Genomic DNA, 22,481 nt, shown 5'->3' with positions numbered 1-22,481 from the left:
ACGTCTGGCGCTGACGAAGGCTGCGGCCTCCGAAGTTTTAGAAACTTTCTAAAACAATTTTTCCCTTGGCCTTGCCGCTTTCCAGCAATTCATGGGCTCGGCGCAGATTGCTCGCGTTGATCGTGCCGAAGTGCTCGCCCACCGTGGTCTTCAACGTCCCGGCATCGATCAGCTCGGCCACTCGGTTGAGCAGTTTGTGCTGCTCGATCATGTCCGGCGTTTCGAACAGCGAGCGGGTGTACATGAACTCCCAATGCAGCGACAGGCTCTTGCGCTTGAGCTTGGTCACGTCCAGCGACTTCGGATCATCGATCAGCGCCAGTTTGCCTTGCGGCGCCAGGGCCTCGACCAGTTGGTCCAGATGCTGGTCGGTCTGGGTCAGGCTGGCGACGTGGGTCACATGGGGGTGGCCGGCGCGTTTCAGTTCTTCGCTCAACGGCTGGCTGTGATCGATCACCAGGTCAGCGCCCAGCTCGTTTACCCAGTAGCGGGTTTGCGGACGGGAGGCGGTGCCGATCACTTTGAGCCCGGTCAGCTGGCTGGCCAGTTGGGTCAGGATCGAACCCACGCCACCGGCCGCGCCGACGATCAGCAGGCTCTGGCCTTCATCGGTGTTGCCTTCGCGGATTTGCAGGCGTTCGAACAACAGCTCCCACGCCGTAATGGCGGTCAGCGGCAGGGCGGCGGCCTCTGCGAAACCGAGGGTTTTCGGCATATGGCCGACGATCCGTTCATCCACCACATGCAGTTCACTGTTGCCACCAGCCCGGGCGATGGAGCCGGCGTAGAAGACCTTGTCGCCGGCCTTGAACAGCGTCACTTCACTGCCGACCGACTTGACCACACCGGCCACATCCCAGCCCAGCACTTTGGCGGCGCCGCCTTCTGGCGCGACGTTCTGGCGAACCTTGGTGTCGACCGGGTTGACCGAGATCGCTTTGACTTCGACCAACAGGTCGCGCGGGCCGGCCACTGGCTCCGGCAGTTCGATGTCTTGCAGGGATTTTTCGTCGCTGATCGGCAGCGATGCGTAATAGGCGATGGCTTTCATGGATGACTCCGAAAGATGCTTGAAGGAAGGATTCAGGCGATGGCGCGCAGACGCTTGAGCTCGAAGTGTTCGAGGAAGCCTGCGGCCTGAGCCCGGAAATGCTGGATATGCGCACTGTCGTCGTGGGCCTGCAGGGCTTCGTCGCTGGCCCACTGCTCGATCATGTAGAAGGCCAGCGGGTTGGCCAGGTCCTGGTGCAGGTCGTATTGACCGCAACCGGCTTCGGCGCGGGTCGGTTCGATCAGTGCACGCAGATGCTGTTCGAGGGCGTCCTGCTGGCCAGGTTTGGCGATCAGGGTGGCAATGGCGGTGAAGGGCTGGGACATGTTCGACTCCGGAACGGGATGAATTCGATGGGAGGCATGATTGGCTATTTCTACGCGAGATAAAACCGGCTAAAAGAGCAGTCTCTTTCAATATTTTTTTGATAATCGAGGCTGAAATGCTGCGTTTCGATGACTTGCAGTTGTTTGTCCGGGCGGCGGATCTGGGCAGTCTGTCGGCGGCGGCCCGGGTGATGGACATGTCCGCCGCCGTGGCCAGCGCGGCGCTCAAGCGTATCGAACAACAACTCGGGGCACGGTTGCTGGCGCGTTCCACCCGCAGTTTGCGCCTGACCTCCGAGGGCGAAGGCTTCCTCGAATACGCCCGGGCGGCGCTGAGCAACCTGGATGAAGGCCGTCGTCTGCTGGCCAGCGGTCAGGACCAGGTCAGCGGGATTCTGCAACTGTCGGCACCGTCGGATTTCGGCCGCAACCTGCTGTTGCCGTGGCTTGATGAGTTTCAGCGTGAACACCCGAAATTGACGGTGCGTCTGCTGTTGGGCGACCGCATCGCCGATCTGTTTCGCCAACCGGTGGACATCGCCCTGCGTTATGGCGAACCGGAGGATTCCAGTCTGGTCGCATTGCCCATCGCTGCGCAGAACCGGCGGGTGCTGTGTGCCTCTCCCGGCTATCTGGCGAAACACGGCGAGCCGACTCAACTGGAACAGCTCGCGCAGCACAATTGCCTGTTGTACATGCTGGGCAGTCGGGTGCATGACCACTGGAGTTTTCATGACGGCAAACGCGAAGTCAGCCTGACCGTCAGTGGCGACCGCTTCAGCGATGACGCCGACGTGGTGCGGTTATGGGCCGTCGCGGGGGCGGGCATCGCCTACAAATCCTGGCTGGATGTGGCCGACGATGTGCTCGCCGGGCGATTGAAAGTGCTGCTGCCCGGCCTGCTCTGCGAGCGGGCTCCGCTGAATCTGCTGTGCGCCCATCGCGCACAATTGAGTAAGCCGGTGAACCTGTTGAGGGAGATGCTCGCCAGCCGTTGCGCCGAACTGAGTAGCCGATTTCCCGTTTTTCCGCAGGTTGATCATTAGTCGCAGGTAAATAGCGAAATTTCTGTCAGGAACAATCACCAGCCGTACCCGCTCCGGCGCAGGACGCCGCGAGCAACCCGCTTATACTAGCGACCGCCTGAAGCCTGCACCGGCACGCGGGAACAGGCTCGCTCGGACCGACACTGACCGGGCAGCGGTGAGGGTTGCATCAATTACTGCGAATGCCGGGTGGCAGTGTGTTGCCTTGCCTCGGATCAAGGCGTTTTGCGCGGCTTGGCCGACGACTGATTACTGGTCAAGATGTCTCTGAGCAGTAGACGATACGATTCAACAGGGAGTGAATACATGGAACATGCACCTTGCATCAGCCAGATCGCCACGTTGCTGGCCGATCCCAAACGCAGCGCAATGATGTGGGCGTTGATGGATGGCTCGGCCCGGCAGACCGAGGAACTGGCTCTGTTGGCGGGGCTGTCGCCCTCGTCGGCCAGCGCGCATCTGGGGCGCTTGTCCACGGGCGGTCTGTTGAAGGTCGAGGCTCGCGGGCGCAAGCGCTTCTTTCGCCTGGCGGCTCCGGAAGTCGGCGCGGCCATCGAGGCCCTGGCCAGCGCCACGCTTGCCAGCGCGCCGCGGGAGGTTCCCGACGTGTTCAAGCGCGCCACACCCATTGCCAGACCACAGGCCGCGCCGTCTTCCCTGCTGCGTGCGCGTTTTTGCGACGATCATCTGGGCGGTACGCTGGCGGCCGACCTGTACCAGCGCCTGCTCGATGCCGGCTGGATCGAACAGCTTGAACATCGGGTGGTCGTCACCCACAAGGGCTCGACACAGTTGGCCAGTCGCGGGGTCTTCATCCAGGCGCTGGCTCATCGCAATGTTCAGGTGGCTTGCGCGTGCCCGGACTGGAGCGAGCGACGCCCGCACATGGGCGGTTCGCTGGGGGCGGCGTTGTTGCAGCTGTTCATGCAGTCCGGCTGGTTGATGCTGCCCAACGATTCCCGCGCCCTGCAACTGACGGCGGCGGGGCAGCGGGAAATTCATCGATTCGCCCGGGAAACCGAGCTGGAAATGGCATTGTAGAGCGCTTCGCACCATTGTCCGGATGACTGGCGTCGCCTACGACTGCGAACAGGTCGCATCTGGCACAAAGGCTGAACGGCTATCGCGCACACTCGATCCGCAGACATTTCGGATGGAGGAGGTGGCATGGACACGGGAAACTTCAGCGCGGCAGATCGACTGGAACGCCTGCCGGTCAGCGGTTATCACCGGATCATATTCATCATCATCGCCCTGGCGTTTTTCTTCGACTCCATGGATCTGGCGATGATGACCTTCCTGCTCGGCTCGATCAAAACCGAATTCGGCCTGAGCAGCGCCGAAGCCGGGCTGCTCGCCAGTTCGAGTTTTTTCGGCATGGTGCTGGGCGCATCGCTGTCCGGACTGCTGGCTGATCGTTTCGGCCGTAAACCGGTGTTTCAGTGGAGCATCGTGTTGTGGGGTGTGGCCAGTTACCTGTGCTCTACGGCGCAAACGGTCGAGAGCCTGACCCTGTTCCGCATCCTGCTGGGGATCGGCATGGGCATGGAGTTTCCGATTGCCCAATCGATGCTGTCGGAGCTGATTCCGGCCCGGCGTCGCGGGCGCTACATCGCCTTGATGGACGGCTTCTGGCCGCTGGGGTTTGTCGCTGCTGGCGTGCTGTCGTATTTCCTGCTGCCGCTGATTGGCTGGCGCGACATCTTTCTGGTGTTGGCGGTGCCGGCGGTATTTGTATTGGCGATCCGCTTTTTTATTCCCGAGTCACCACGCTGGCTGGAACAGGCGGGTAAGCATGACGCGGCGGACAAGGTGTTGTGCGCCATTGAGGACCGGGTGCGGGCGTCGCTTGGCGGGGCTGCGTTGCCGGAGCCGGTTCGCCTGCCTCGGGTGATCACGCCTCCGGGCAACTTCCTGTCGGCCCTCGGCCAGATCTGGTCGCCGCTGTACCGCCAGCGCACGATGATGCTCTGGAGTCTGTGGTTCTTTGCATTGCTCGGGTTCTACGGACTGACGTCCTGGCTCAGCGCGTTGCTGCAACAGTCGGGGTTCGCGGTCACCCAGTCGGTGTATTACACGGTGCTGATTTCCCTCGGCGGGATTCCCGGGTTCCTGATGGCGGCCTGGCTGGTGGAGCGCTGGGGACGCAAGCCGGTGTGCATCGTCACGTTGCTCGGCGGCGGGGTGATGGCGTTTCTGTATGGGCAGAGTGCGGTGTTCGGCGGCAATGTCGGGCTGCTGATCGGCACGGGTCTGTTGATGCAGTTTTTCCTGTTCGGCATGTGGGCGGTGCTCTACACCTACACGCCCGAGTTGTACCCGACCTCGGCGCGGGCGACGGGCTCGGGTTTCGCCTCGGCCATCGGGCGCGTGGGATCGCTGCTCGGGCCGTTGGTCACCGGGCTGGTGTTCCCGATCACCGGGCAGGGCGGGGTGTTTGCGTTGGGGGCGTTGTGCTTTGCGATTGCGGCGGGGGTGGTGTGGCTGTTCGGGATGGAGACCCGGGGCAAGACGCTGGAAGAGTTGACTGAAGCGGTTGTGCGCTGAGACCTGAAAAGCCGTTCGAACACGGGCGTGTTCGAACGGCTTTGTGCTGTTACGGTTTTACCAACCGCGCATCCAGGCTGTTTTGTGCCAGGCGTTTGGCCTGATCCTGGGTCATGCCCAGATGTTCGTGCAAGGCATGGAAGTTTTCGGTGACATAACCCCCGAAGTACGCCGGGTCATCGGAGTTCACCGTGACCTTCACGCCGCGCTCGAGCATGTCGAGGATGTTGTGCTGGGACATGTGATCGAACACGCAGAGTTTGGTGTTCGACAGCGGGCACACGGTCAGCGGGATCTGCTCGTCGATGATCCGCTGCATCAGGCGCTCGTCTTCGATGGCGCGAACGCCATGGTCGATACGCTGGATTTTCAGCAGGTCGATGGCTTCCCAGATGTACTCCGGCGGGCCTTCTTCGCCGGCGTGGGCGACGGTCAGGAAGCCTTCGTGACGGGCACGGTCGAACACGCGCTGGAACTTGCTCGGCGGGTGACCCATCTCGGAACTGTCCAGACCTACCGCGACAAACGCATCACGGAACGGCAGTGCCTGGTCGAGGGTTTTCTGCGCTTCGTCTTCGCTCAGGTGGCGCAGGAAGCTCAGGATCAAACCGCTGGTGATGCCCAGTTGCTGCTCGCCATCCTTCAGCGCGGCGGCGATGCCGTTGAGCACCACTTCGAACGGGATGCCACGGTCGGTGTGGGTCTGCGGATCGAAGAACGGTTCGGTGTGGATCACGTTCTGTTCTTTGCAGCGCAGCAGGTAGGCCCAGGTCAGGTCGTAGAAATCCTGGGAAGTGCGCAGCACGTCGGCGCCCTGGTAATACAGGTCGAGGAATTCCTGCAGGTTGTTGAAGGCGTAAGCCTTGCGCAGGGTCTCGACGTCGCTCCACGGCAGGGCGATCTTGTTGCGTTCGGCCAGGGCGAACAGCAGCTCGGGCTCCAGCGAACCTTCGAGGTGCAGGTGCAGTTCAGCCTTGGGCAGGGCATTGAGCCAGTCGTACATATTCTTTTCTCATCAGGTGCAATGACGGCATTCTACAGATGCCCGCCGAAACAATTGGCAAAACCTGACCAACCGATCCATCACACCGCTTCCTGCTCTCGTCGGTAGGCGTAGGTATCGGCGAAGCGTGACAGCAGGAATTCGGCGCAGGTGGTGGTCGGATATTTCGCTGGATGTCGGTCGTCCTGGCAACCGGGCAGGCATTCGATGCGGGTGTCCGGATGCGGTTCGGCGAAGAACGGCATCGAATAGCGATCAACGCCTAACGGGCTGATCACCCGGTGCGGGGTCGAGCGATAACGGTCGTTGCTCCAGCGCGCCATCATGTCGCCGAGGTTGACCACGAACGTGCCGTCGATGGGCGGTGCGTCGATCCACTGGCCTTTTACGTTTCTCACCTGCAAGCCGCCGGCCGCGTCCTGATACAGCAGAGTGATACAGCCGTAATCGGTATGCGCACCGGCCCCCTGCTGTTCGGCGGAACTGGCGGTGTGACGCGGCGGGTAATGGATCATCCGCAGCACGCTGACCGGCTCGTTGAAGCGTGTGTCGAAGAAGTCGCTCTCGATGCCCAGCGCCAGGGTCATGGCTCGCAGCAGGGTTTGCGCGAGGGCCTGCATGTCGAGGTAGTGCTGCTCCATCAGCGTTTCCCAGCCGGGAATGGCCGGATGACGGTTGGGGCCACGCAAGGGTTTTGCTGCCAGCACCTCGGGATGATCGGCCGGCAGGTGCAGGCCCATGTCGAAGGTTTCCTTGAGGTCGCTGGGTTTGTCCGGGTCGAGCTGCTCGGTGGCGATGGCGCCGTAGCCGCGGTGATGGACAGTCTGGGTGATGTCGATCTTGAGTTTTTCTTCTGCCGGTTGCGCAAAGAAGCGCTGTGCGTGATCGAGCAGGGATTCGATTCGCTGCGCAGAAATCGGGTGACCCTTGATGTAGAAGAAGCCCCATTCGCGGCAGGCGTGGTCGATCTGTTCGGCGACGGCGGACCAAGCGTTCTGGTCGTCGGAGTAGAGCGGGCTGATGTCGATGATTGGAAGCTGATCCATACAAAATCCTTGAAAGGTAAAAGGGGGATCGTTCCCACGCTCCGCGTGGGAATGCCTCAATGGACGCTCCGCGTCCGCTTTGGCAGGGACGCGGAGCGTCCCGGGCTGCATTCCCACGCAGAGCGTGGGAACGATCAGGGTCAGGTCGGCGTCAGGTGGATTACTTCGGCATCTCGGCCTTCATGCCTTCGACGTAGTAGTTCATCGACGCCAGTTCCACATTGGTCGCGCTGACCCCCGCCGGGATTTTCTCGACCCCGGCCTGATCCTTGATCGGCCCGGTGAACGGTTGCAAGGTGCCGCTCTTGATGTCAGCGATGATCTGCTCGGCTTCGGCCTTCACCGGCGCCGGCACCAGATCGCTGATCGGCAGTTCGACCGTGCCTTCCTTCAACCCGCCCCAGTAGTCCTGGGATTTCCAGTTGTGATCGATCACGCTCTGGGTCGCCTGAATGTAGTGCGGTGCCCAGTCGTTGACGATCGAAGTCAGCACCGCTTTCGGGCCGAAGTGCGCCATGTCGGAAGCGTAGCCCACGGCATAGACGCCACGTCGTTCGGCGGCCTGGATTGGCGCCGGGCTGTCGGTGTGCTGGAACACCACGTCCACGCCCTGATCGATCAGCGCATTGGCGGCGTCGGCCTCTTTACCCGGATCGAACCACGAATTGACCCACACCACTTTGATCTCGGTGCCGGGGTTGTACTTGTTCAGGGCCAGCTGGATGGCGTTGATGTCGCGGATCACTTCCGGGATCGGGAACGAGGCGACATAGCCAATCTTCTTGGTCTTGGTCATCTTCGCCGCGAGGAAACCACCGACGTAACGGCCCTCGTAGGTGCGCGCCAGATAGGTGCCGAGGTTCTTGTCCTGCTTGTAGCCGGTGGCGTGTTCGAAGGTCACCTTGGGAAACTGTTTGGCGACTTTCACCGTCGGGTTCATGTAGCCGAAAGAGGTGGTGAAGATCAGGTCGTAGTTGTCCTTGGCCATGTTGCGGATCACCCGTTCGGCATCGGCGCCTTCGGCGACGTTCTCCACGTAGTTGGTGGTGATCTGCGCGCCGAGTTTTTCCGCCAGCGCCTTGCGCCCCTGTTCATGCTGATACGTCCAGCCGTGGTCGCCGATGGGGCCGATGTAGACGAAGCCGACTTTCAGTGGATCGGCGGCACTGGCGCCCAGGCTGAGGCCAAGGCCCATGGCGATGCACAGCAGTGTTTGCAGTGGACGTTTTTGCATGAACGCGAACTCCCTTTTGTTGTGTGTGGGGAGGGCAATGCAAAAGGCTGACCAAGCGGACAACAAATCGAGTCGAAATCGAGGCGAGGCCTTCGCGAGCAAGCTCGCTCCCATATGGGAGCACGATCACCCGTGGGAGCGTGCTTGCTCGCGATGAGGCCGCCAAGGCCAATAAAGTGCACCTGCCGAACCGGCTGCCATTCCGTGGTGCGCTAAGGTGTAACGAACTATTAGCGCCGCCCCGCAGTCAGTCACTCATTCGTCCCCAGCGCCCGCAGGCCCGCCATGCTCACGATCCTCAAGCAAGAAAGCTTTCTGCTGCTGGCCCTGATCGCCGCTCTCGTGGCCTATCCGCTGGAACACTGGTTGCTGCACAGTGGCCAGGTCGTCGCCTTGACCGGCGGGCTGGTATTGATCGCGTTTATCGTCGCCGCCTCGATGCGCGTCGCCCATCAGGCCGAATTGCTCGCGGAAAAAGTCGGCGACCCGTACGGCACGATGATCCTGACCCTCGCCGCCGTGCTGGTGGAAGTGGTGATCCTGGCGATCATGATGAGCAACGAAGCCTCGCCGACGCTGGTGCGCGACACGATTTATTCGGCGGTCATGCTCGACATCAACGGCATCCTCGGTCTCGCCGCATTGATGGGCGGGATCAAGCATGGCGAGCAGTCCTACAACGATGATTCGGCCCGCAGTTACAGCGTGATGATTCTCACCGCCATGGGTGTGTCGATGGTGGTGCCGGAGTTCATTCCCGAGGCCGACTGGAAAATCTATTCGGCGTTCACCATCGGCGCGATGGTGGTGCTTTATACGTTGTTCCTGCGCATGCAGGTCGGCCCGCACAGCTACTTTTTCAGCTACAGCTACCCGGATAAACGCCGCAAGAAAGAGCCGGTGGAGCAGGAGCCGAAACCGGTCAGCCTGGCGCTGTCGATCGGCATTCTGGTGTTCGGTGTGGTGGTGATCGGCGCACTGGCCGAGGAGATGTCCAAGACCCTCGATCTGGGCCTGGAAGGGACGGGCGCACCGCCGGTGATCACGGCGATTCTGGTGGCGGCGATTTCGGCGGCGCCGGAGATCCTGACCGCGTTGCGCGCGGCGCTGGCCAATCGCATGCAGTCGGTGGTCAACATTGCGATGGGCGCGTCGTTGTCGACAGTGATCCTGACGGTGCCGGTGATGGAAGCGATGGCGCTCTACACCGGTCAGCCGTTTCAGATGGCGATGACCCCGGTGCAGACCGTGATGATCTTCATCACGCTGATCGTCAGCGCGATCAACCTCAATGACGGGGAGACCAATGCCATTGAGGGCATGACCCATTTTGTGTTGTTTGCGACGTTCATCATGTTGTCGCTGCTGGGGTTGTGATTGATCGTTCCCACGCTCTGCGTGGGAATGCCGCAAAGGACGCTCCGCGTCCTACGCTGGGACGCAGAGCGTCCCGGTATGCATTCCCACGCGGAGCGTGGGAACGATCAGAGGGGGGAGATCAGGTGCCGGCGATCAACTGCCGAGCCGCCTGGCTGTGATCGGCAATCAGGCCTTTGAGATCCAGCCCTTCAACCTGCCCGTCAACCACGCGCCACTTGCCGCCGACCATCACGCGATCCGCGCGGTCCGCGCCGCACAACAGCAACGCCGAGATCGGATCATGACTGCCGGAGAAGCGCAGTTCATCCAGCTTGAACAACGCCAGGTCCGCCTGCTTGCCAACCGCCAGTTCGCCGATGTCGGTACGGCCCAACAGGCTCGCCGAGCCCTTGGTTGCCCAACCCAGCACGCGTTCCGGGGTGATCTTCTCGGCGCCATAACGCAGGCGCTGGATGTACAGGGCCTGGCGGGCTTCGAGGATCATGTTCGACGCATCGTTGGACGCCGAGCCATCCACACCGAGACCGAACAGCGCGCCGGCATCGGTCAGGTCGATGCTCGGGCAGATGCCGGACGCCAGACGCATGTTCGAGCTCGGGCAATGGCATATGCCGGTGCCGGCCGCGCCGAGGCGGGCGATTTCGTCGGGGTTGAAGTGGATGCCGTGGGCCAGCCACGTGCGCGGGCCGAGCCAGCCGACGCTGTCCAGATAATCCACGGTGCGCAGGCCGAAGCGTTGCAGGCAGAAATCCTCTTCGTCGAGAGTTTCGGCGAGGTGAGTGTGCAGGCGCACATCGAGTTTGTTCGCCAGATCGGCGCTGGCGGACATGATTTCCGGGGTCACCGAAAACGGCGAGCACGGCGCCAGAGCGATCTGGATTTGCGCGCCGTCGCCACGCTCGTGGTACTCGTGAATCAGGCGCTGGCTGTCGTCGAGAATTACCTGGCCTTCCTGCACAGTCTGCTGTGGAGGCAGGCCGCCGTCCTTCTCGCCGAGGCTCATCGAACCACGGGTGAGCATGGCGCGCATACCCAGTTCGCGCACGGTTTCGACTTGCACGTCGATGGCGTTTTCCAAGCCATCCGGGAACAGGTAGTGGTGATCGGCGGCGGTGGTGCAACCCGACAACAACAGTTCGGCCAGCGCGACTTTGGTGGCGAGGGCGAGCTTTTCCGGGGTCAGGCGTGCCCAGACCGGGTACAGGGTTTTCAGCCATGGGAACAACGGCTGATTGACCACCGGCGCCCAGGCGCGGGTCAGGGTTTGATAGAAGTGGTGATGGGTGTTGATCAGGCCCGGAAGGATCACGTGCTCACGGGCGTCGAACACTTCATTGCACGGGGTCGACGGTTGCTGGCCGGCGCCCAGCACTTCGGTGATCACACCGTCTTGCAGCACCAGACCGCCACGGGCATCGAGGCCGTTGGCCGTGAAAATGGCGAGGGGATTTTTTAACCAGATACGGGTCGCAGGCATTGTGGCCGGCTCCTCTGAAAGTTGGGTTCAGGGTTGCCAGCTCAGTGTTGCCCTGTCTGCTGATCCAGGGTCGCCGCGAAGGACGAGGTGCGGAGTTTCGAACAAAATGTTGCGACGGGCAAGCCCAACCCGACCAGACACCGGGATAACCCTGTGGGAGCGAGCCCCCACAGGGTCCAGCGATTACCAGGGAATGGTTTCACCCTTGTAGTTCACGAAGTGATGGCCGCCCTTGCCGGCAAACGCATCGACCTGATCCACCAGACCACGGGTGCTGGTCTCCACGTCGATGTCGGCACCTTCGCCGCCCATATCGGTTTTCACCCAGCCCGGATGCAGCGACAGCACCGTGAGTTTCTGATCGCCCAACTGAGTGACGAAGCTGTTGGTCATCGAGTTCAGCGCCGCTTTGCTGGCCTTGTACAGCGCCAGTTCCGGCGCATCGGGCATGGTCACGCTGCCGAGCACCGAACTCATGAAGGCCAGCACGCCGCTGCCGTCGCGAATCTGCCCGACGAAACGCTGGGCCAGGTTGATCGGCGCCACGGCGTTGGTGAAGAACAACTGACCGACTTCTGCCAGCGTCGCGCCGCCCGGGGTCTGCACTTCAGGGCCTTTGACCCCGGCATTGACGAACAGCAGGTCGAAGGTCTCGCCCTTGAGTTGCTGGCTCAGGGCTATCACGGCTTGCTGGTCGTCCATGTCGAGTTTTTCGACTTGCACGTTGCCCAGTGCTTTCAGCGCCTCGGCGTTCGCAGGATTGCGAACCGTGGCGGTAACTTGCCAGCCGTCGGTCAGCAGGGTTTTCACCAGACCCAGACCCAGGCCCCGGGAGGCGCCGATGATCAGTGCGTGCTTGGCAGGATTCAGTGCGGACATGATTGGCTTTCCTTGAAAGTTGAAAGATCACGGGTTCAATGGACAACGTTGACCGAGCCGATGCTGCAATTCCTGGCGCAGCTCACCGAGTTCAGCCATGCGGGTTTCGACCAGCTTGAGTTTGTCTTGCAGCAGTTGCGTGACGGTGGTGTCGGGGTTTGGCGATTGCCACAACGCGCCAACGCTGCTGCCGATCTCGCCAAGGGTAAAGCCCAGACGCTGCGCCGTTTTGATGTAGAGCACCAGTTGCACCATTTCCGGCGGATAGTCGCGATAACCGTTGGCGCTGCGTTGCGCCGCGATCAATCCGCGTTCCTCGTAAAATCGCAGCGTGTCACGGCTGACATCGCAGGCCTGGGCCAGCTCACCGATGCGCATCAAAGACATCTCGAAAGTGTTTGACCCTGGAGCATACTCCAGGCTTTACCGTGGTTGCTCCCTGAATTTTCGGAGCAAGGACGATGTGGACTTCAACGCAGTATCGACAGTTGGTGCGCGGCAGTGCCTGGTATGACTTGATCGTGACAGTGGCGTTTGTCACGCCATGGAGTTTTGCTGTGTTGCATGGGGTGTTGACGGCGTTGAGTCAGGCGCTGGAATTGCCCGGTGAGTTGCCGGCGTTCGAACCTGCGCATCTGTTGATGGCGAATCTGTTCGGTTCGGTGGTGTGCATGTGGTCGGTGCTGCGGATTCGTGATCCGCAGCCGGTTTATGGGCGCTATGACGCGGTGACGCGATTTCTGTTCGCGGCGTGGATGACGTATGCCCTGGCCCACGGCGCCAGTTCGTTGGTGGTGGGTTTCCTGGTTCTCGAAGTGGCGTGGGGCATTGCTCAGGCGTTGCCTGTTCGGTCGCTGTCGCGGGCCGTCACGGCTTAATGTCCGGCCTGCCACGGCTGTCCCAGTGATACCGGCGCGTACAACCGTGTACGCACCGCATCCCGCGACAACAACACCAGCACCAGAATGGTTGCGACGTACGGCAGCATCGCCAGCAAGCTTGAAGGAATCGCCAGCCCCAACCCCTGCGCCACCAGGTGCAGGATGCTGGCGAGTCCGAACAGATACGCGCCGAGCAACAACCGCCACACCCGCCAACTGGCGAACACCACCAGCGCAAGGGCGATCCAGCCGCGCCCGGCCGTCATGTTTTCCGCCCACATCGGCGTGTACGCCAGCGATAGGTAAGCCCCGGCCAGTCCGGCCATCGCTCCGCCGAACAATACGGCCAGCGTACGCACGGTCAGCACCGGCAAGCCCATGGCACTCGCGGCGTCCGGGTTTTCGCCGACCGCCTGGATGATCAGCCCGACACGGCTTTTCACGATCACCCAGGCCACCAGCGCAAACAGCGCGAAGGACAGGTACACCAGCAGATCCTGGGCAAACAGCATGCGGCCGATCAGCGGGATGTCACTCAAGAATGGAATCGCCAGCGGCTCGAAACCGGCCAGCGGTTTGCCGACCCACGCCGCACCGACAAAGGTCGACAGGCCCACACCAAAAATCGTCAGCGCCAGCCCGGTCGCCACCTGATTGGCGTTGAACACCAGCGCCACCAGGGCAAACAGCGACGACAACAGCATCCCGGCAAGCATCGCCAACACCACGCCCAGCCACAGGTTGCCGCTGTTGAACGCGACGATGAAACCGATCACCGCACCAAACAGCATCATCCCTTCCTGCCCGAGGTTGAGAACGCCGCTCTTTTCGCAGATCAGTTCACCCAGCGCCACCAGCAGCAGTGGCGTACCGCAACGCACCATGGCGTAGAAAACATTGCTCAGCAGATCGATGTCCATCACAGCGCTCCGGCGGTTACGGCGGTGGTTGAAGTGCGTCGGGCCCAGCGCAGGTTCAGACGGGGTCGGTAGAGGATCAGCACGTCACAGGCCAGCAGGAAAAACAGCATCATTCCCTGGAACAACTGGGTGATCGCCTGCGGCAGGTTCAGCGTCATCTGCGCGCTCTCGCCACCGATGTACAGCAGCGCCATCAACAGGCTGGAAAACAGAATGCCGATGGGATTGAGCCTGCCGAGAAACGCCACGGTGATCGCCGCATAGCCGTAGCCCGGCGAGACCTGCGGCACCAGTTGCCCAATCGGCCCGGTGACTTCGCAGACCCCGGCAAGTCCCGCCAATCCTCCGCTGATCAGCAGTGCGAGCCAGATCAGACGCTTCTCGCGAAACCCGGCGAACCCCGCCGCGCGTTTATCCAGCCCGAGCACTTTGATCTGGAAGCCGACGAAGCTTTTCTGCAACAACACCCACACCGCCACCAGCGCGAGCAGGGCGAAATACACCCCGGCGTGAACCCGACCATCCTCCATCAACAGCGGCAAGCGGCTGGCGTCGCCGAACATCGCCGACTCGGGAAAGTTGTACCCGGCCGGGTCCTTCAGCGGCCCGTGGACGCAGAACAGCAGAAGGTTCAGCGCGATGTAATTGAGCATGATGCTGGTGAGGATTTCGTTGGCATTGAAGCGCGTGCGCAACCAGGCGGTTAGCCCGGCCCACGCGGCGCCGGCGAACGTGCCGGTGAGCAGGATCAGCACCAAGGCCCAACGGCTCTGCATATCGATGATGTTCACCGCCAGCGCACTGCCGGCCAACGCACCGAGCAACAATTGACCTTCGGCGCCGATGTTCCAGATTCGCGCCTGATAGGCCACCGCCAGACCCAGCGCGCAGAGCAGGATCGGCAACGCCTTGACCAATAATTCGGAGACGCCATACAAGTCGCTGACCGGCGCGATCAGCAAGGTGTGCAAGGTTTGCAGCGGATCTTGACCGAGGGCGATGAACAGCAGCGAGCCACAACCGAGGGTCAGCACCGCCGCCAACAGCGGCGAGCACCACAGCATCAGGCGCGATTGCCGGCCACGGGGTTCGAGGGAAAGCAGCATGGGAAACTCCGTTAAACCGTGGCGGGTTGTGGTTGAGGGCTGTGGAACTGGCCGGCCATCCAGCCACCGACATCGCTGATTCGGGTTTGCACCGTGTCTTGCAGCGCCGACATCCGCCCGCCGCAGAGCGCGCCGAGGCGGTCGCTGATCTGGAACAGTTCGTCGAGGTCTTCGGAAATCACCAGGATCGCCGCGCCGGCGTCGCGCAGGGCGATCAGGGCGCGATGGATCACGGCCGCCGCGCCGACGTCCACGCCCCAGGTCGGGTGCGCCGCGATCAGCAGTTTCGGTTGCTGAAGAATTTCCCGACCGAGGATGAATTTCTGCAGGTTACCGCCGGACAAGCTGCGGGCGCTGGTTTGGGTATCCGGGGTTTTCACGCCGAAGCGCTGGATGATCAACTCGGCGAGGGATTCGACTTTGTTGCGCTCGATCAACCCGTGGCTGACCAGCCCTTGTTGAAAGGCTGTGAGCAGGGCGTTGTCTGCCAGGCTCAACTCCGGGACCGCGCCGTGCCCGAGGCGTTCGGCGGGGACGAAAGCCAGGCCGAGTTTGCGTCGCGCCTCCGGACGTAGATCGGCGACGGCGCGTTCTCGGAAACAGATGGTTTGCGCTGCATCGCGGGGCAGGATTTGCTCGCCGCTCAGCAGTGCCAGCAATTCATCCTGACCGTTGCCCGCCACACCGGCGATGCCGACGATTTCACCGCTGCGCACTTGCAAGTCGATGTCGATCAACGAACAGCCGAACGGATCGGGGTTGTGCCAGTTCAATCCGCTGACCTGCAAAAATGTCGCGCCGCCACTGGTTTTCGGATACTCGCTGATCAAAGCCGCCGACTCGCCGACCATCAGTTGCGCCAACTCTCGGTCGGAACATTCGACCGGTACGCAATGCCCCGCCACCCGACCACCGCGCAATACCGTGGCGCTGTGGCACAAGGCACGCACCTCGCCGAGTTTGTGGCTGATGAACAGAATGCTGCAGCCCTCGGCCGCGAGCCGGCGCAGGGTGATGAACAACTCGTCGGCCTCCTGCGGCGTGAGCACCGAAGTCGGTTCGTCGAGGATCAGCAGGCGAATGTCCTGCATCAGGCAACGAACGATCTCCACCCGTTGTCGCTCGCCGATCGACAGGCTGTGGACAAGTCGCTCCGGTTCCAGCGCCATGCCATAACGGCGGGACACCTCACGGATTTTCGGTTCAAGCTGTTTCGGCGTCCCGGCCGCCGGGCCCATCGCCAGCGCAATGTTCTGCGCCACGGTCAGGGTTTCGAACAGCGAGAAATGCTGGAACACCATGCCGATGCCCAACTGCCGGGCCTGGGCCGGGTTACGCATGTTCACCGGTTGCCCTTGCCAGAGCATTTCGCCCGAGTCGGCCTGGGTAACGCCGTAGATGATCTTCATCAGCGTGCTTTTACCCGCACCGTTTTCACCGAGCAGGGCGTGGATTTCACCGGGGGCGATGCTCAGATCGATGGCATCGTTGGCCAGACAACCGGGATAACGTTTGCTGATGCGGCGCAGTTGCAGGCGCGGGGTGGGCGTGGCGTTGGGCATGACAGGCTCGGCTTGCTTGGAGTTGTGCCTGTGGATAAAGCAATTTCCTGGCCATTGAGTCAGGAACCCGTCAGGCCCTTGCCCGGCGACCCTTTGCGTAGAGCATCGAATGCAAAATTGCCCGGATGGGCAGCACCAATTGAGCGCAAAGCCGTTGATCAGGCTCCAGTTTTGTTCGTGAAAATCTGGTTAAAAAACGAGCAATCCCGCCGGAGCCAAGCAGCACCTGCGGCTAAGGGAGTCATGAACGGGTTATCCACAGGTTGCTCCACAGTATTTGTGCGCAATCGGAAAACCTTGGCATAAGCGCATCGGTGCTATCTCCCAATGGCGATAAACAGATCTAACTGATTGTTTTTGCTTGGAATTAAACTTTTTTCACGTGGTTTGGGCGAAAAGTGAACAAAACGCGCAAAGCCACGTGACAGAAGGGTTACAGCGGTGTGTGCTCAGGTTATCCACAGTCGGGTGCACAGCTGATGTGGGCAACTCGGTGGAATAAGCGAATCGTGTCGTGCCCCGAAATATTGCAGGTGTTCAGCGCTGGAGCAGGATGCGTCCACGGCTGAGATCGGCCAGTTGGTTTTGCAGCAACGGGATCTGCGCTTCCCCCACTGCCAACTGTAATTCGACGCCGTTGGCGGTGAAGTTTTCCTCCACCACCAGACCGCCGAGATCCGCCACTCGCAATTTCACCAGCGCCAGCTCGGAAAACCCGCAGGCACAACGCAGGGGCACACGGCTGATCAGTTCGACTTTCGCGGCGGCTTGCAGGCACTTGTTGGCCCCGCCGCCATAGGCCCGGGCCAATCCGCCGGTGCCCAGTTGAATGCCGCCGTACCAGCGGATCACCAGTACTGCGACCTGATCGCAATCCTGCGCTTCGATGGCCGCGAGAATCGGCCGTCCGGCCGTGCCGCCCGGTTCGCCGTCGTCGTTGCTACGGTACTGATCACCGAGTTTCCATGCCCAGCAATTGTGCGACGCGTTCAAGTCGCTGTGCTGCTCAATGAAGGTTTGCGCGTCGGCAGGGCTGCCGATCGGTGCGGCGAAGGTGATGAAACGGCTTTTGCGAATCTCTTCGCGGAATTCGCAAAAGTCGCTGAGGGTGAAAGGCATAAACGTCTTATAGAGAAGGAGTGAGGCCGCAGCCTTTGAGAATGATGCGGATCAGGTTGGTGCCAGCGTCGTCCATGTCCTGTTTGGTCAATTTGCTGCGACCGCTCACTCGGCAGATCTGTGTGGCGAAGTCGGCGTAATGCTGCGTGCTGCCCCACAACAGGAAAATCAGGTGCACCGGATCCACCGGGTCCATCTTGCCGGCATCGATCCACGCCTGGAACACCGCGGCCCGGCCCTGGAACCAGGCGCGGTAGTCCTGGTTGAAATACTCGGTCAGGCATTCACCGCCGCTGATCACTTCCATCGCAAAGATCCGCGACGCTTGCGGCTGACGGCGGGAAAACTCCATTTTCGCGCGAATGTAGCGGGTCAGGGCTTCGGCCGGATCGTCCTCGGCGGTCAGGGTGTTGAAGGTGCTGTCCCACAGCTCGAGGATGTTGCTCAGCACCGCCACGTACAACCCGAGCTTGTTGGTGAAGTAGTAATGCAGATTCGCCTTGGGTAACCCGGCCTTGGTGGCGATGGTGTTCATGCTGGTGCCTTTGAATCCGTGACGGGCGAACTCGTCTTCGGCGGCTTTGATGATGGTCTCTTCGTTCTTCTGACGAATGCGGCTGGCAGGTTTGCCGCCGTGAGCGGGGACTTCAAAGGTCATAGGCACTTCCGGGTTTGTCTGTGGGGTGCAACCAGTTGCGTTGATAGCGCAACCATCGGCCTGCGACAAGCCCCGGGCGAATAAAACCCCGGTCGTCAGCGCGTGGCGGCGAGGCTTTCGAGAAAACTTTCCAGCACCAGATGCGGACGCCGGCCTTTGCGGGTGACCGAGGCGAGGCTCAAATCATAGAAACGCGTGTTGGCCTTGAGCGCGCGCAGCCGCCCCTGTTGCACCCAGAGGCTGGCGTAATGATCCGGCAGATAGCCGATGTAACGCCCGGTCAGAATCAGGAATGCCATGCCCTCCCGGTCGGAAGCGCTGGCCGTGCAATTGAGGGCCTGATAGTGCGCCTGTATCTCCGCCGGCAAACGGAAAGTCGGGGCGATGGCGTCCTGGCTGTTCAGGCGTTCGTCGTCCAGTTGCTTGTCATCGACATAAAACAACGGATGGCCGACCGCGCAATAAAGCAGCGAGCGTTCGCTGTACAGCGGCTGATATTCCAATCCCGACAGCGCACTGGCCTGCGGCACCACGCCGACGTGCAGGCGGCCGTCGAGCACGCCTTGTTCGACTTCGTTGGGTGCGATCATGCGGATCTGGATCTGCACGTCCGGCCCGCGCTCTTTCAACTGCGCGAGCGCGTGGGTGATGCGCATGTGGGGCAGGGTGACGAGGTTGTCGGTCAGACCGATGATCAGCTCGCCGCGCAAGTGCTGGTGCAGGCCGTTGACCTCGGTGCGGAAACTTTCCAGCGCACTTAAAAGCTGCAGCGCCGATTGATAGACCTCGCGACCTTCTTCGGTCAGGGAGAAACCGGCGCGGCCGCGTTGGCACAGACGCAGGCCCAGGCGTTGTTCGAGATCGCTCATTTGCTGGCTGATCGCCGAGCGACCGATGCCGAGCACGGTTTCCGCTGCGGAGAAGCCGCCGCACTCGACCACACTGCGAAAAATCCGTAGCAGGCGAATGTCAAAGTCACTGACCTGGGCCAGTGGATCGGGGCGGCGGCTGCTCATGTTGTTGTTCTCATTGTTTAGCAGTGTTCTAACTGAAGGTTAGAAAAGTTGGATTTCACCGACTTTATCCCCGTGGCAATTTAGCTGCAACAACGCTTTCTATCTCCCTGAAGCTTATTGCCCTGCGAGGTTTTGCCCGATGAACATGCCTGAAAACGCGTCGTCGCCACTGGCCAGCCAACTCAAGCTGGACGCGCACTGGATGCCGTACACCGCCAACCGCAACTTCCAGCGCGACCCGCGTCTGATCGTCGGTGCCGAAGGCAGCTGGCTGATCGACGACAAGGGCCGCAAGGTGTACGACTCGCTGTCCGGTCTGTGGACCTGCGGCGCCGGGCATACCCGCAAGGAAATCCAGGAAGCGGTGGCCAAGCAGTTGGGCACTCTCGATTACTCGCCGGGCTTCCAGTACGGCCACCCGCTGTCGTTCCAGCTGGCCGAGAAAATCACCGAGCTGACTCCGGGCAACCTGAATCACGTGTTCTTCACTGACTCCGGTTCCGAGTGCGCCGATACCGCGGTGAAAATGGTCCGTGCCTACTGGCGCCTGAAAGGTCAGTCGACCAAGACCAAAATGATCGGCCGCGCCCGTGGCTACCACGGTGTGAACATCGCCGGCACCAGCCTCGGCGGCGTCAACGGTAACCGCAAGCTGTTCGGTCAGGCGATGATGGATGTCGATCACCTGCCGCACACTTTGCTGGCGAGCAATGCCTTCTCCCGTGGCATGCCGGAGCAGGGTGGTATCGCCCTGGCCGATGAGCTGCTGAAGCTGATCGAACTGCACGATGCTTCGAACATTGCTGCGGTGTTCGTTGAGCCGCTGGCCGGTTCGGCTGGCGTGCTGGTTCCACCACAGGGCTACCTCAAGCGCCTGCGTGAAATCTGCGATCAGCACAGCATCCTGCTGGTGTTCGACGAAGTGATCACCGGTTTCGGCCGTACCGGCAACATGTTCGGTGCTGACACCTTTGGCGTGACCCCGGACCTGATGTGCATCGCCAAGCAAGTCACCAACGGTGCGATCCCGATGGGCGCGGTGATTGCCAGCTCCGAGATCTACCAGACCTTCATGAACCAGCCGACCCCGGAATACGCCGTGGAATTCCCGCACGGCTATACCTATTCCGCGCACCCGGTGGCTTGCGCCGCTGGCCTGGCGGCACTCGACCTGCTGCAAAAGGAAAACCTGGTGCAGAGCGTGGCTGAAGTTGCACCGCATTTCGAAAATGCCCTGCATGGTCTGAAGGGTGCGAAGAACGTCATCGACATCCGCAACTACGGCCTGGCCGGCGCGATTCAGATCGCGGGCCGTGACGGCGACGCTATCGTGCGTCCATTCGAAGCCGGTATGGCGTTGTGGAAAGCCGGGTTCTACGTGCGCTTCGGCGGCGACACCCTGCAGTTCGGCCCTACCTTCAACAGCAAGCCGCAAGACCTTGATCGTCTGTTCGACGCGGTCGGCGAAGTGCTGAACAAGCTCGACTGATTTTTCCTTCTATATATACCTACAAAAACGGGCACTCCATGGCGGGTGCCCGTGGACAAGAATTCAGGAGTTTTCGATGAGCGTTATCCCGCATTTGATCAATGGCGAACTGGTGACCGAGAACGGTCGCGCAGTTGATGTGTTCAACCCTTCCACCGGTCAGGCTATCCACAAGCTGCCGCTGGCCAGCCGCGAAACCATCCAGCACGCCATCGATGCCGCCAAGGCTGCGTTCCCGGCCTGGCGCAACACGCCACCGGCCAAACGCGCCCAGGTGATGTTCCGCTTCAAGCAGCTGCTGGAGCAGAACGAAGCGCGCATCTCGCAATTGATCAGTGAAGAACATGGCAAGACGCTGGAAGATGCTGCCGGTGAGCTGAAGCGTGGTATCGAGAACGTTGAGTTCGCCTGCGCAGCGCCGGAAATTCTCAAGGGCGAATACAGCCGTAACGTCGGCCCGAACATCGATGCCTGGTCTGACTTCCAGCCGCTGGGCGTGGTGGCCGGCATCACGCCGTTCAACTTCCCGGCGATGGTGCCGCTGTGGATGTATCCGCTGGCGATCGTTTGCGGTAACTGCTTCATCCTCAAACCGTCCGAGCGTGATCCAAGCTCGACCCTGCTGATCGCTCAACTGCTGCTGGAAGCCGGCCTGCCGAAAGGCGTGCTGAGTGTCGTGCATGGCGACAAGACTGCGGTGGACGCGCTGATCGAAGCGCCGGAAGTCAAAGCGCTGAGCTTCGTGGGTTCGACGCCGATTGCCGAATACATCTATTCCGAAGGCACCAAGCGCGGCAAACGCGTGCAGGCTCTGGGCGGCGCGAAGAACCACGCGGTGCTGATGCCGGATGCGGATCTGGACAACGCGGTCAGCGCACTGATGGGCGCGGCTTACGGTTCCTGCGGCGAGCGTTGCATGGCGATCTCGGTAGCCGTGTGTGTGGGCGATCAGGTCGCGGACGCACTGGTGGCCAAACTGGTTCCACAGATCAAGGCGCTGAAAATCGGTGCCGGCACTTCGTGTGGTCTGGACATGGGGCCGCTGGTCACCGGTCAGGCGCGCGACAAGGTCAGCGGTTATGTCGAAGACGGCGTGGCGGCGGGCGCGACCCTGGTGGTCGATGGTCGTGGCCTGAGCGTGCCAGGTCATGAGGAAGGCTTCTTCCTGGGTGGCTGCCTGTTCGACAACGTCACCCCTGAGATGCGCATCTATAAAGAAGAGATCTTCGGGCCGGTGCTGTGCGTTGTTCGGGTGAACAGCCTGGAAGAGGCAATGCAACTGATCAACGATCACGAATATGGCAACGGCACCTGCATCTTCACCCGTGACGGTGAAGCGGCGCGTCTGTTCTGCGACGAGATTGAAGTCGGCATGGTCGGTGTCAACGTACCGCTGCCAGTGCCGGTGGCTTACCACAGCTTCGGCGGCTGGAAGCGCTCGCTGTTCGGCGACCTGCATGCCTATGGTCCGGATGGCGTGCGCTTCTACACGCGTCGCAAGGCGATCACCCAGCGCTGGCCGCAGCGTGCGAGCCATGAGGCTTCGCAATTCGCTTTCCCTAGCTTGTAAGTAGAAGGGCTGTGCCAAGAAGGCCGACCTTTTAAGGTCGGCCTTTGCGTTTCGGGGCTTTTTTGACCGATATGACAGATTTATGAAATTAAGTGTTGACGGCAGATTCTGGAGGCCTATAATTCGCCCCACTTCCGGCGCAGTCGAAACGGAAAACTCCTTGAAACTCAA

Annotated in this window: 21 protein-coding genes; 7 read left to right on the top strand and 14 right to left on the bottom strand. The window is 61.3% G+C overall.

Annotated elements, in window-relative coordinates:
- Positions 1-37: 37 nt before the first annotated feature.
- Positions 38-1,051, bottom strand: coding sequence for a zinc-binding alcohol dehydrogenase family protein (locus tag AC1RME_RS10645; protein WP_096819698.1), 1,014 nt, complete (start codon positions 1,049-1,051; stop codon positions 38-40).
- A 32-nt stretch (positions 1,052-1,083) separates the two neighbouring features.
- A complete protein-coding gene (locus AC1RME_RS10640) occupies positions 1,084-1,377 on the bottom strand; it encodes a putative quinol monooxygenase (RefSeq protein ID WP_096819697.1) in 294 nt (97 codons plus the stop codon).
- Positions 1,378-1,493: 116 nt separating this feature from the next.
- Here AC1RME_RS10640 and vimR point away from each other — a divergent pair, with 116 nt between their 5' ends.
- The 3 genes from vimR to AC1RME_RS10625 all read left to right on the top strand — a co-directional run bounded on the left by vimR (position 1,494) and on the right by AC1RME_RS10625 (position 4,970).
- Positions 1,494-2,423, top strand: coding sequence for a transcription regulator VimR (gene vimR, locus AC1RME_RS10635; protein ID WP_096819696.1), 930 nt, complete (start codon positions 1,494-1,496; stop codon positions 2,421-2,423).
- 306 nt (positions 2,424-2,729) lie between these two features.
- Positions 2,730-3,464 carry an ArsR/SmtB family transcription factor gene (locus AC1RME_RS10630; RefSeq protein WP_096819695.1) on the top strand — a complete coding sequence of 245 codons (735 nt, stop codon included), beginning with the start codon at positions 2,730-2,732 and terminating at the stop codon, positions 3,462-3,464.
- Between the two features lie 126 nt (positions 3,465-3,590).
- Positions 3,591-4,970: an MFS transporter gene (locus AC1RME_RS10625; RefSeq protein WP_096819694.1), complete on the top strand. Its 1,380-nt coding sequence runs from the start codon at positions 3,591-3,593 to the stop codon at positions 4,968-4,970.
- Between the two features lie 49 nt (positions 4,971-5,019).
- Here the strand turns inward: AC1RME_RS10625 and AC1RME_RS10620 are convergent, their stop codons facing one another.
- From AC1RME_RS10620 to AC1RME_RS10610, 3 genes are all read right to left on the bottom strand, one after another.
- The gene (locus tag AC1RME_RS10620) at positions 5,020-5,973 is read right to left on the bottom strand and encodes an adenosine deaminase (RefSeq protein ID WP_011332312.1); all 954 of its coding nucleotides are present in this window, start codon (positions 5,971-5,973) and stop codon (positions 5,020-5,022) included.
- An 80-nt stretch (positions 5,974-6,053) separates the two neighbouring features.
- Positions 6,054-7,019, bottom strand: coding sequence for a 2-oxoglutarate and iron-dependent oxygenase domain-containing protein (locus tag AC1RME_RS10615; protein ID WP_096819693.1), 966 nt, complete (start codon positions 7,017-7,019; stop codon positions 6,054-6,056).
- A 160-nt stretch (positions 7,020-7,179) separates the two neighbouring features.
- Positions 7,180-8,253 carry a BMP family ABC transporter substrate-binding protein gene (locus tag AC1RME_RS10610; RefSeq protein ID WP_096819691.1) on the bottom strand — a complete coding sequence of 358 codons (1,074 nt, stop codon included), beginning with the start codon at positions 8,251-8,253 and terminating at the stop codon, positions 7,180-7,182.
- 285 nt (positions 8,254-8,538) lie between these two features.
- Between AC1RME_RS10610 and AC1RME_RS10605 the strand changes: the two genes are divergently transcribed.
- Positions 8,539-9,630: a calcium:cation antiporter gene (locus tag AC1RME_RS10605; protein WP_096819690.1), complete on the top strand. Its 1,092-nt coding sequence runs from the start codon at positions 8,539-8,541 to the stop codon at positions 9,628-9,630.
- 121 nt (positions 9,631-9,751) lie between these two features.
- On the opposite strand, the gene AC1RME_RS10600 is transcribed toward AC1RME_RS10605, so the two are convergent.
- The 3 genes from AC1RME_RS10600 to AC1RME_RS10590 all read right to left on the bottom strand — a co-directional run bounded on the left by AC1RME_RS10600 (position 9,752) and on the right by AC1RME_RS10590 (position 12,367).
- Positions 9,752-11,110 (bottom strand): 8-oxoguanine deaminase, encoded by a 1,359-nt coding sequence (locus AC1RME_RS10600; RefSeq protein WP_096819688.1) that lies wholly within the window; start codon positions 11,108-11,110, stop codon positions 9,752-9,754.
- A gap of 183 nt (positions 11,111-11,293) precedes the next feature.
- A complete protein-coding gene (locus AC1RME_RS10595; protein WP_096819951.1) occupies positions 11,294-11,980 on the bottom strand; it encodes an SDR family oxidoreductase in 687 nt (228 codons plus the stop codon).
- Between the two features lie 36 nt (positions 11,981-12,016).
- Complete coding sequence (locus tag AC1RME_RS10590) at positions 12,017-12,367, bottom strand: MerR family transcriptional regulator (protein WP_064593282.1); 351 nt, start codon at positions 12,365-12,367, stop codon at positions 12,017-12,019.
- Positions 12,368-12,450: 83 nt separating this feature from the next.
- On the opposite strand from AC1RME_RS10590, the gene AC1RME_RS10585 reads away from it, so the two are divergent.
- A complete protein-coding gene (locus tag AC1RME_RS10585) occupies positions 12,451-12,867 on the top strand; it encodes a hypothetical protein (protein ID WP_493071613.1) in 417 nt (138 codons plus the stop codon).
- On the opposite strand, the gene AC1RME_RS10580 is transcribed toward AC1RME_RS10585, so the two are convergent.
- The 6 genes from AC1RME_RS10580 to AC1RME_RS10555 all read right to left on the bottom strand — a co-directional run bounded on the left by AC1RME_RS10580 (position 12,864) and on the right by AC1RME_RS10555 (position 19,251).
- A complete protein-coding gene (locus AC1RME_RS10580) occupies positions 12,864-13,790 on the bottom strand; it encodes an ABC transporter permease (RefSeq protein ID WP_493091164.1) in 927 nt (308 codons plus the stop codon). The two genes, AC1RME_RS10585 and AC1RME_RS10580, sit on opposite strands and share 4 nt — an antisense overlap.
- Positions 13,790-14,896, bottom strand: a complete 1,107-nt coding sequence (locus AC1RME_RS10575; protein ID WP_493091160.1) for an ABC transporter permease — start codon at positions 14,894-14,896, stop codon at positions 13,790-13,792. Before AC1RME_RS10575 ends, AC1RME_RS10580 begins: the two co-directional genes overlap by 1 nt.
- A gap of 11 nt (positions 14,897-14,907) precedes the next feature.
- A complete protein-coding gene (locus tag AC1RME_RS10570; RefSeq protein ID WP_493091158.1) occupies positions 14,908-16,458 on the bottom strand; it encodes an ABC transporter ATP-binding protein in 1,551 nt (516 codons plus the stop codon).
- A gap of 537 nt (positions 16,459-16,995) precedes the next feature.
- Positions 16,996-17,577, bottom strand: coding sequence for an IMPACT family protein (locus AC1RME_RS10565; protein WP_096819682.1), 582 nt, complete (start codon positions 17,575-17,577; stop codon positions 16,996-16,998).
- Between the two features lie 7 nt (positions 17,578-17,584).
- A complete protein-coding gene (locus AC1RME_RS10560) occupies positions 17,585-18,235 on the bottom strand; it encodes a TetR/AcrR family transcriptional regulator (protein ID WP_096819681.1) in 651 nt (216 codons plus the stop codon).
- Between the two features lie 95 nt (positions 18,236-18,330).
- Positions 18,331-19,251: a LysR family transcriptional regulator gene (locus AC1RME_RS10555; protein WP_192559700.1), complete on the bottom strand. Its 921-nt coding sequence runs from the start codon at positions 19,249-19,251 to the stop codon at positions 18,331-18,333.
- Positions 19,252-19,390: 139 nt separating this feature from the next.
- Here AC1RME_RS10555 and aptA point away from each other — a divergent pair, with 139 nt between their 5' ends.
- Together aptA and AC1RME_RS10545 are read left to right on the top strand one after the other, a co-directional pair.
- On the top strand, positions 19,391-20,740 hold the full coding sequence (gene aptA, locus AC1RME_RS10550; RefSeq protein ID WP_096819679.1) for an omega-aminotransferase AptA: 1,350 nt from the start codon (positions 19,391-19,393) through the stop codon (positions 20,738-20,740).
- Positions 20,741-20,816: 76 nt separating this feature from the next.
- The gene (locus AC1RME_RS10545; RefSeq protein ID WP_096819678.1) at positions 20,817-22,310 is read left to right on the top strand and encodes a CoA-acylating methylmalonate-semialdehyde dehydrogenase; all 1,494 of its coding nucleotides are present in this window, start codon (positions 20,817-20,819) and stop codon (positions 22,308-22,310) included.
- Positions 22,311-22,481 lie beyond the last annotated feature (171 nt).

Source organism: Pseudomonas sp. GW822-FHT03F08, assembly GCF_058801265.1.
The sequence above is the reverse complement of the archived record's forward strand: the minus strand, read 5'-3'. Positions and strand labels throughout refer to the sequence as shown.

Bases quoted from the DNA above. Each gene is read 5' to 3' on its own strand.
- AC1RME_RS10615 (WP_096819693.1), bottom strand. From the start codon at position 7,019: ATGGATCAGCTTCCAATCATCGACATCAGCCCGCTCTACTCCGACGAC.
- AC1RME_RS10560 (WP_096819681.1), bottom strand. From the start codon at position 18,235: ATGACCTTTGAAGTCCCCGCTCACGGCGGCAAACCTGCCAGCCGCATT.
- aptA (WP_096819679.1), top strand. From the start codon at position 19,391: ATGAACATGCCTGAAAACGCGTCGTCGCCACTGGCCAGCCAACTCAAG.
- AC1RME_RS10565 (WP_096819682.1), bottom strand. From the start codon at position 17,577: ATGCCTTTCACCCTCAGCGACTTTTGCGAATTCCGCGAAGAGATTCGC.
- AC1RME_RS10555 (WP_192559700.1), bottom strand. From the start codon at position 19,251: ATGAGCAGCCGCCGCCCCGATCCACTGGCCCAGGTCAGTGACTTTGAC.
- AC1RME_RS10605 (WP_096819690.1), top strand. From the start codon at position 8,539: ATGCTCACGATCCTCAAGCAAGAAAGCTTTCTGCTGCTGGCCCTGATC.
- AC1RME_RS10585 (WP_493071613.1), top strand. From the start codon at position 12,451: ATGTGGACTTCAACGCAGTATCGACAGTTGGTGCGCGGCAGTGCCTGG.
- AC1RME_RS10570 (WP_493091158.1), bottom strand. From the start codon at position 16,458: ATGCCCAACGCCACGCCCACCCCGCGCCTGCAACTGCGCCGCATCAGC.
- AC1RME_RS10620 (WP_011332312.1), bottom strand. From the start codon at position 5,973: ATGTACGACTGGCTCAATGCCCTGCCCAAGGCTGAACTGCACCTGCAC.
- vimR (WP_096819696.1), top strand. From the start codon at position 1,494: ATGCTGCGTTTCGATGACTTGCAGTTGTTTGTCCGGGCGGCGGATCTG.
- AC1RME_RS10545 (WP_096819678.1), top strand. From the start codon at position 20,817: ATGAGCGTTATCCCGCATTTGATCAATGGCGAACTGGTGACCGAGAAC.
- AC1RME_RS10575 (WP_493091160.1), bottom strand. From the start codon at position 14,896: ATGCTGCTTTCCCTCGAACCCCGTGGCCGGCAATCGCGCCTGATGCTG.
- AC1RME_RS10625 (WP_096819694.1), top strand. From the start codon at position 3,591: ATGGACACGGGAAACTTCAGCGCGGCAGATCGACTGGAACGCCTGCCG.
- AC1RME_RS10600 (WP_096819688.1), bottom strand. From the start codon at position 11,110: ATGCCTGCGACCCGTATCTGGTTAAAAAATCCCCTCGCCATTTTCACG.
- AC1RME_RS10590 (WP_064593282.1), bottom strand. From the start codon at position 12,367: ATGCGCATCGGTGAGCTGGCCCAGGCCTGCGATGTCAGCCGTGACACG.
- AC1RME_RS10640 (WP_096819697.1), bottom strand. From the start codon at position 1,377: ATGTCCCAGCCCTTCACCGCCATTGCCACCCTGATCGCCAAACCTGGC.
- AC1RME_RS10610 (WP_096819691.1), bottom strand. From the start codon at position 8,253: ATGCAAAAACGTCCACTGCAAACACTGCTGTGCATCGCCATGGGCCTT.
- AC1RME_RS10630 (WP_096819695.1), top strand. From the start codon at position 2,730: ATGGAACATGCACCTTGCATCAGCCAGATCGCCACGTTGCTGGCCGAT.
- AC1RME_RS10645 (WP_096819698.1), bottom strand. From the start codon at position 1,051: ATGAAAGCCATCGCCTATTACGCATCGCTGCCGATCAGCGACGAAAAA.
- AC1RME_RS10580 (WP_493091164.1), bottom strand. From the start codon at position 13,790: ATGGACATCGATCTGCTGAGCAATGTTTTCTACGCCATGGTGCGTTGC.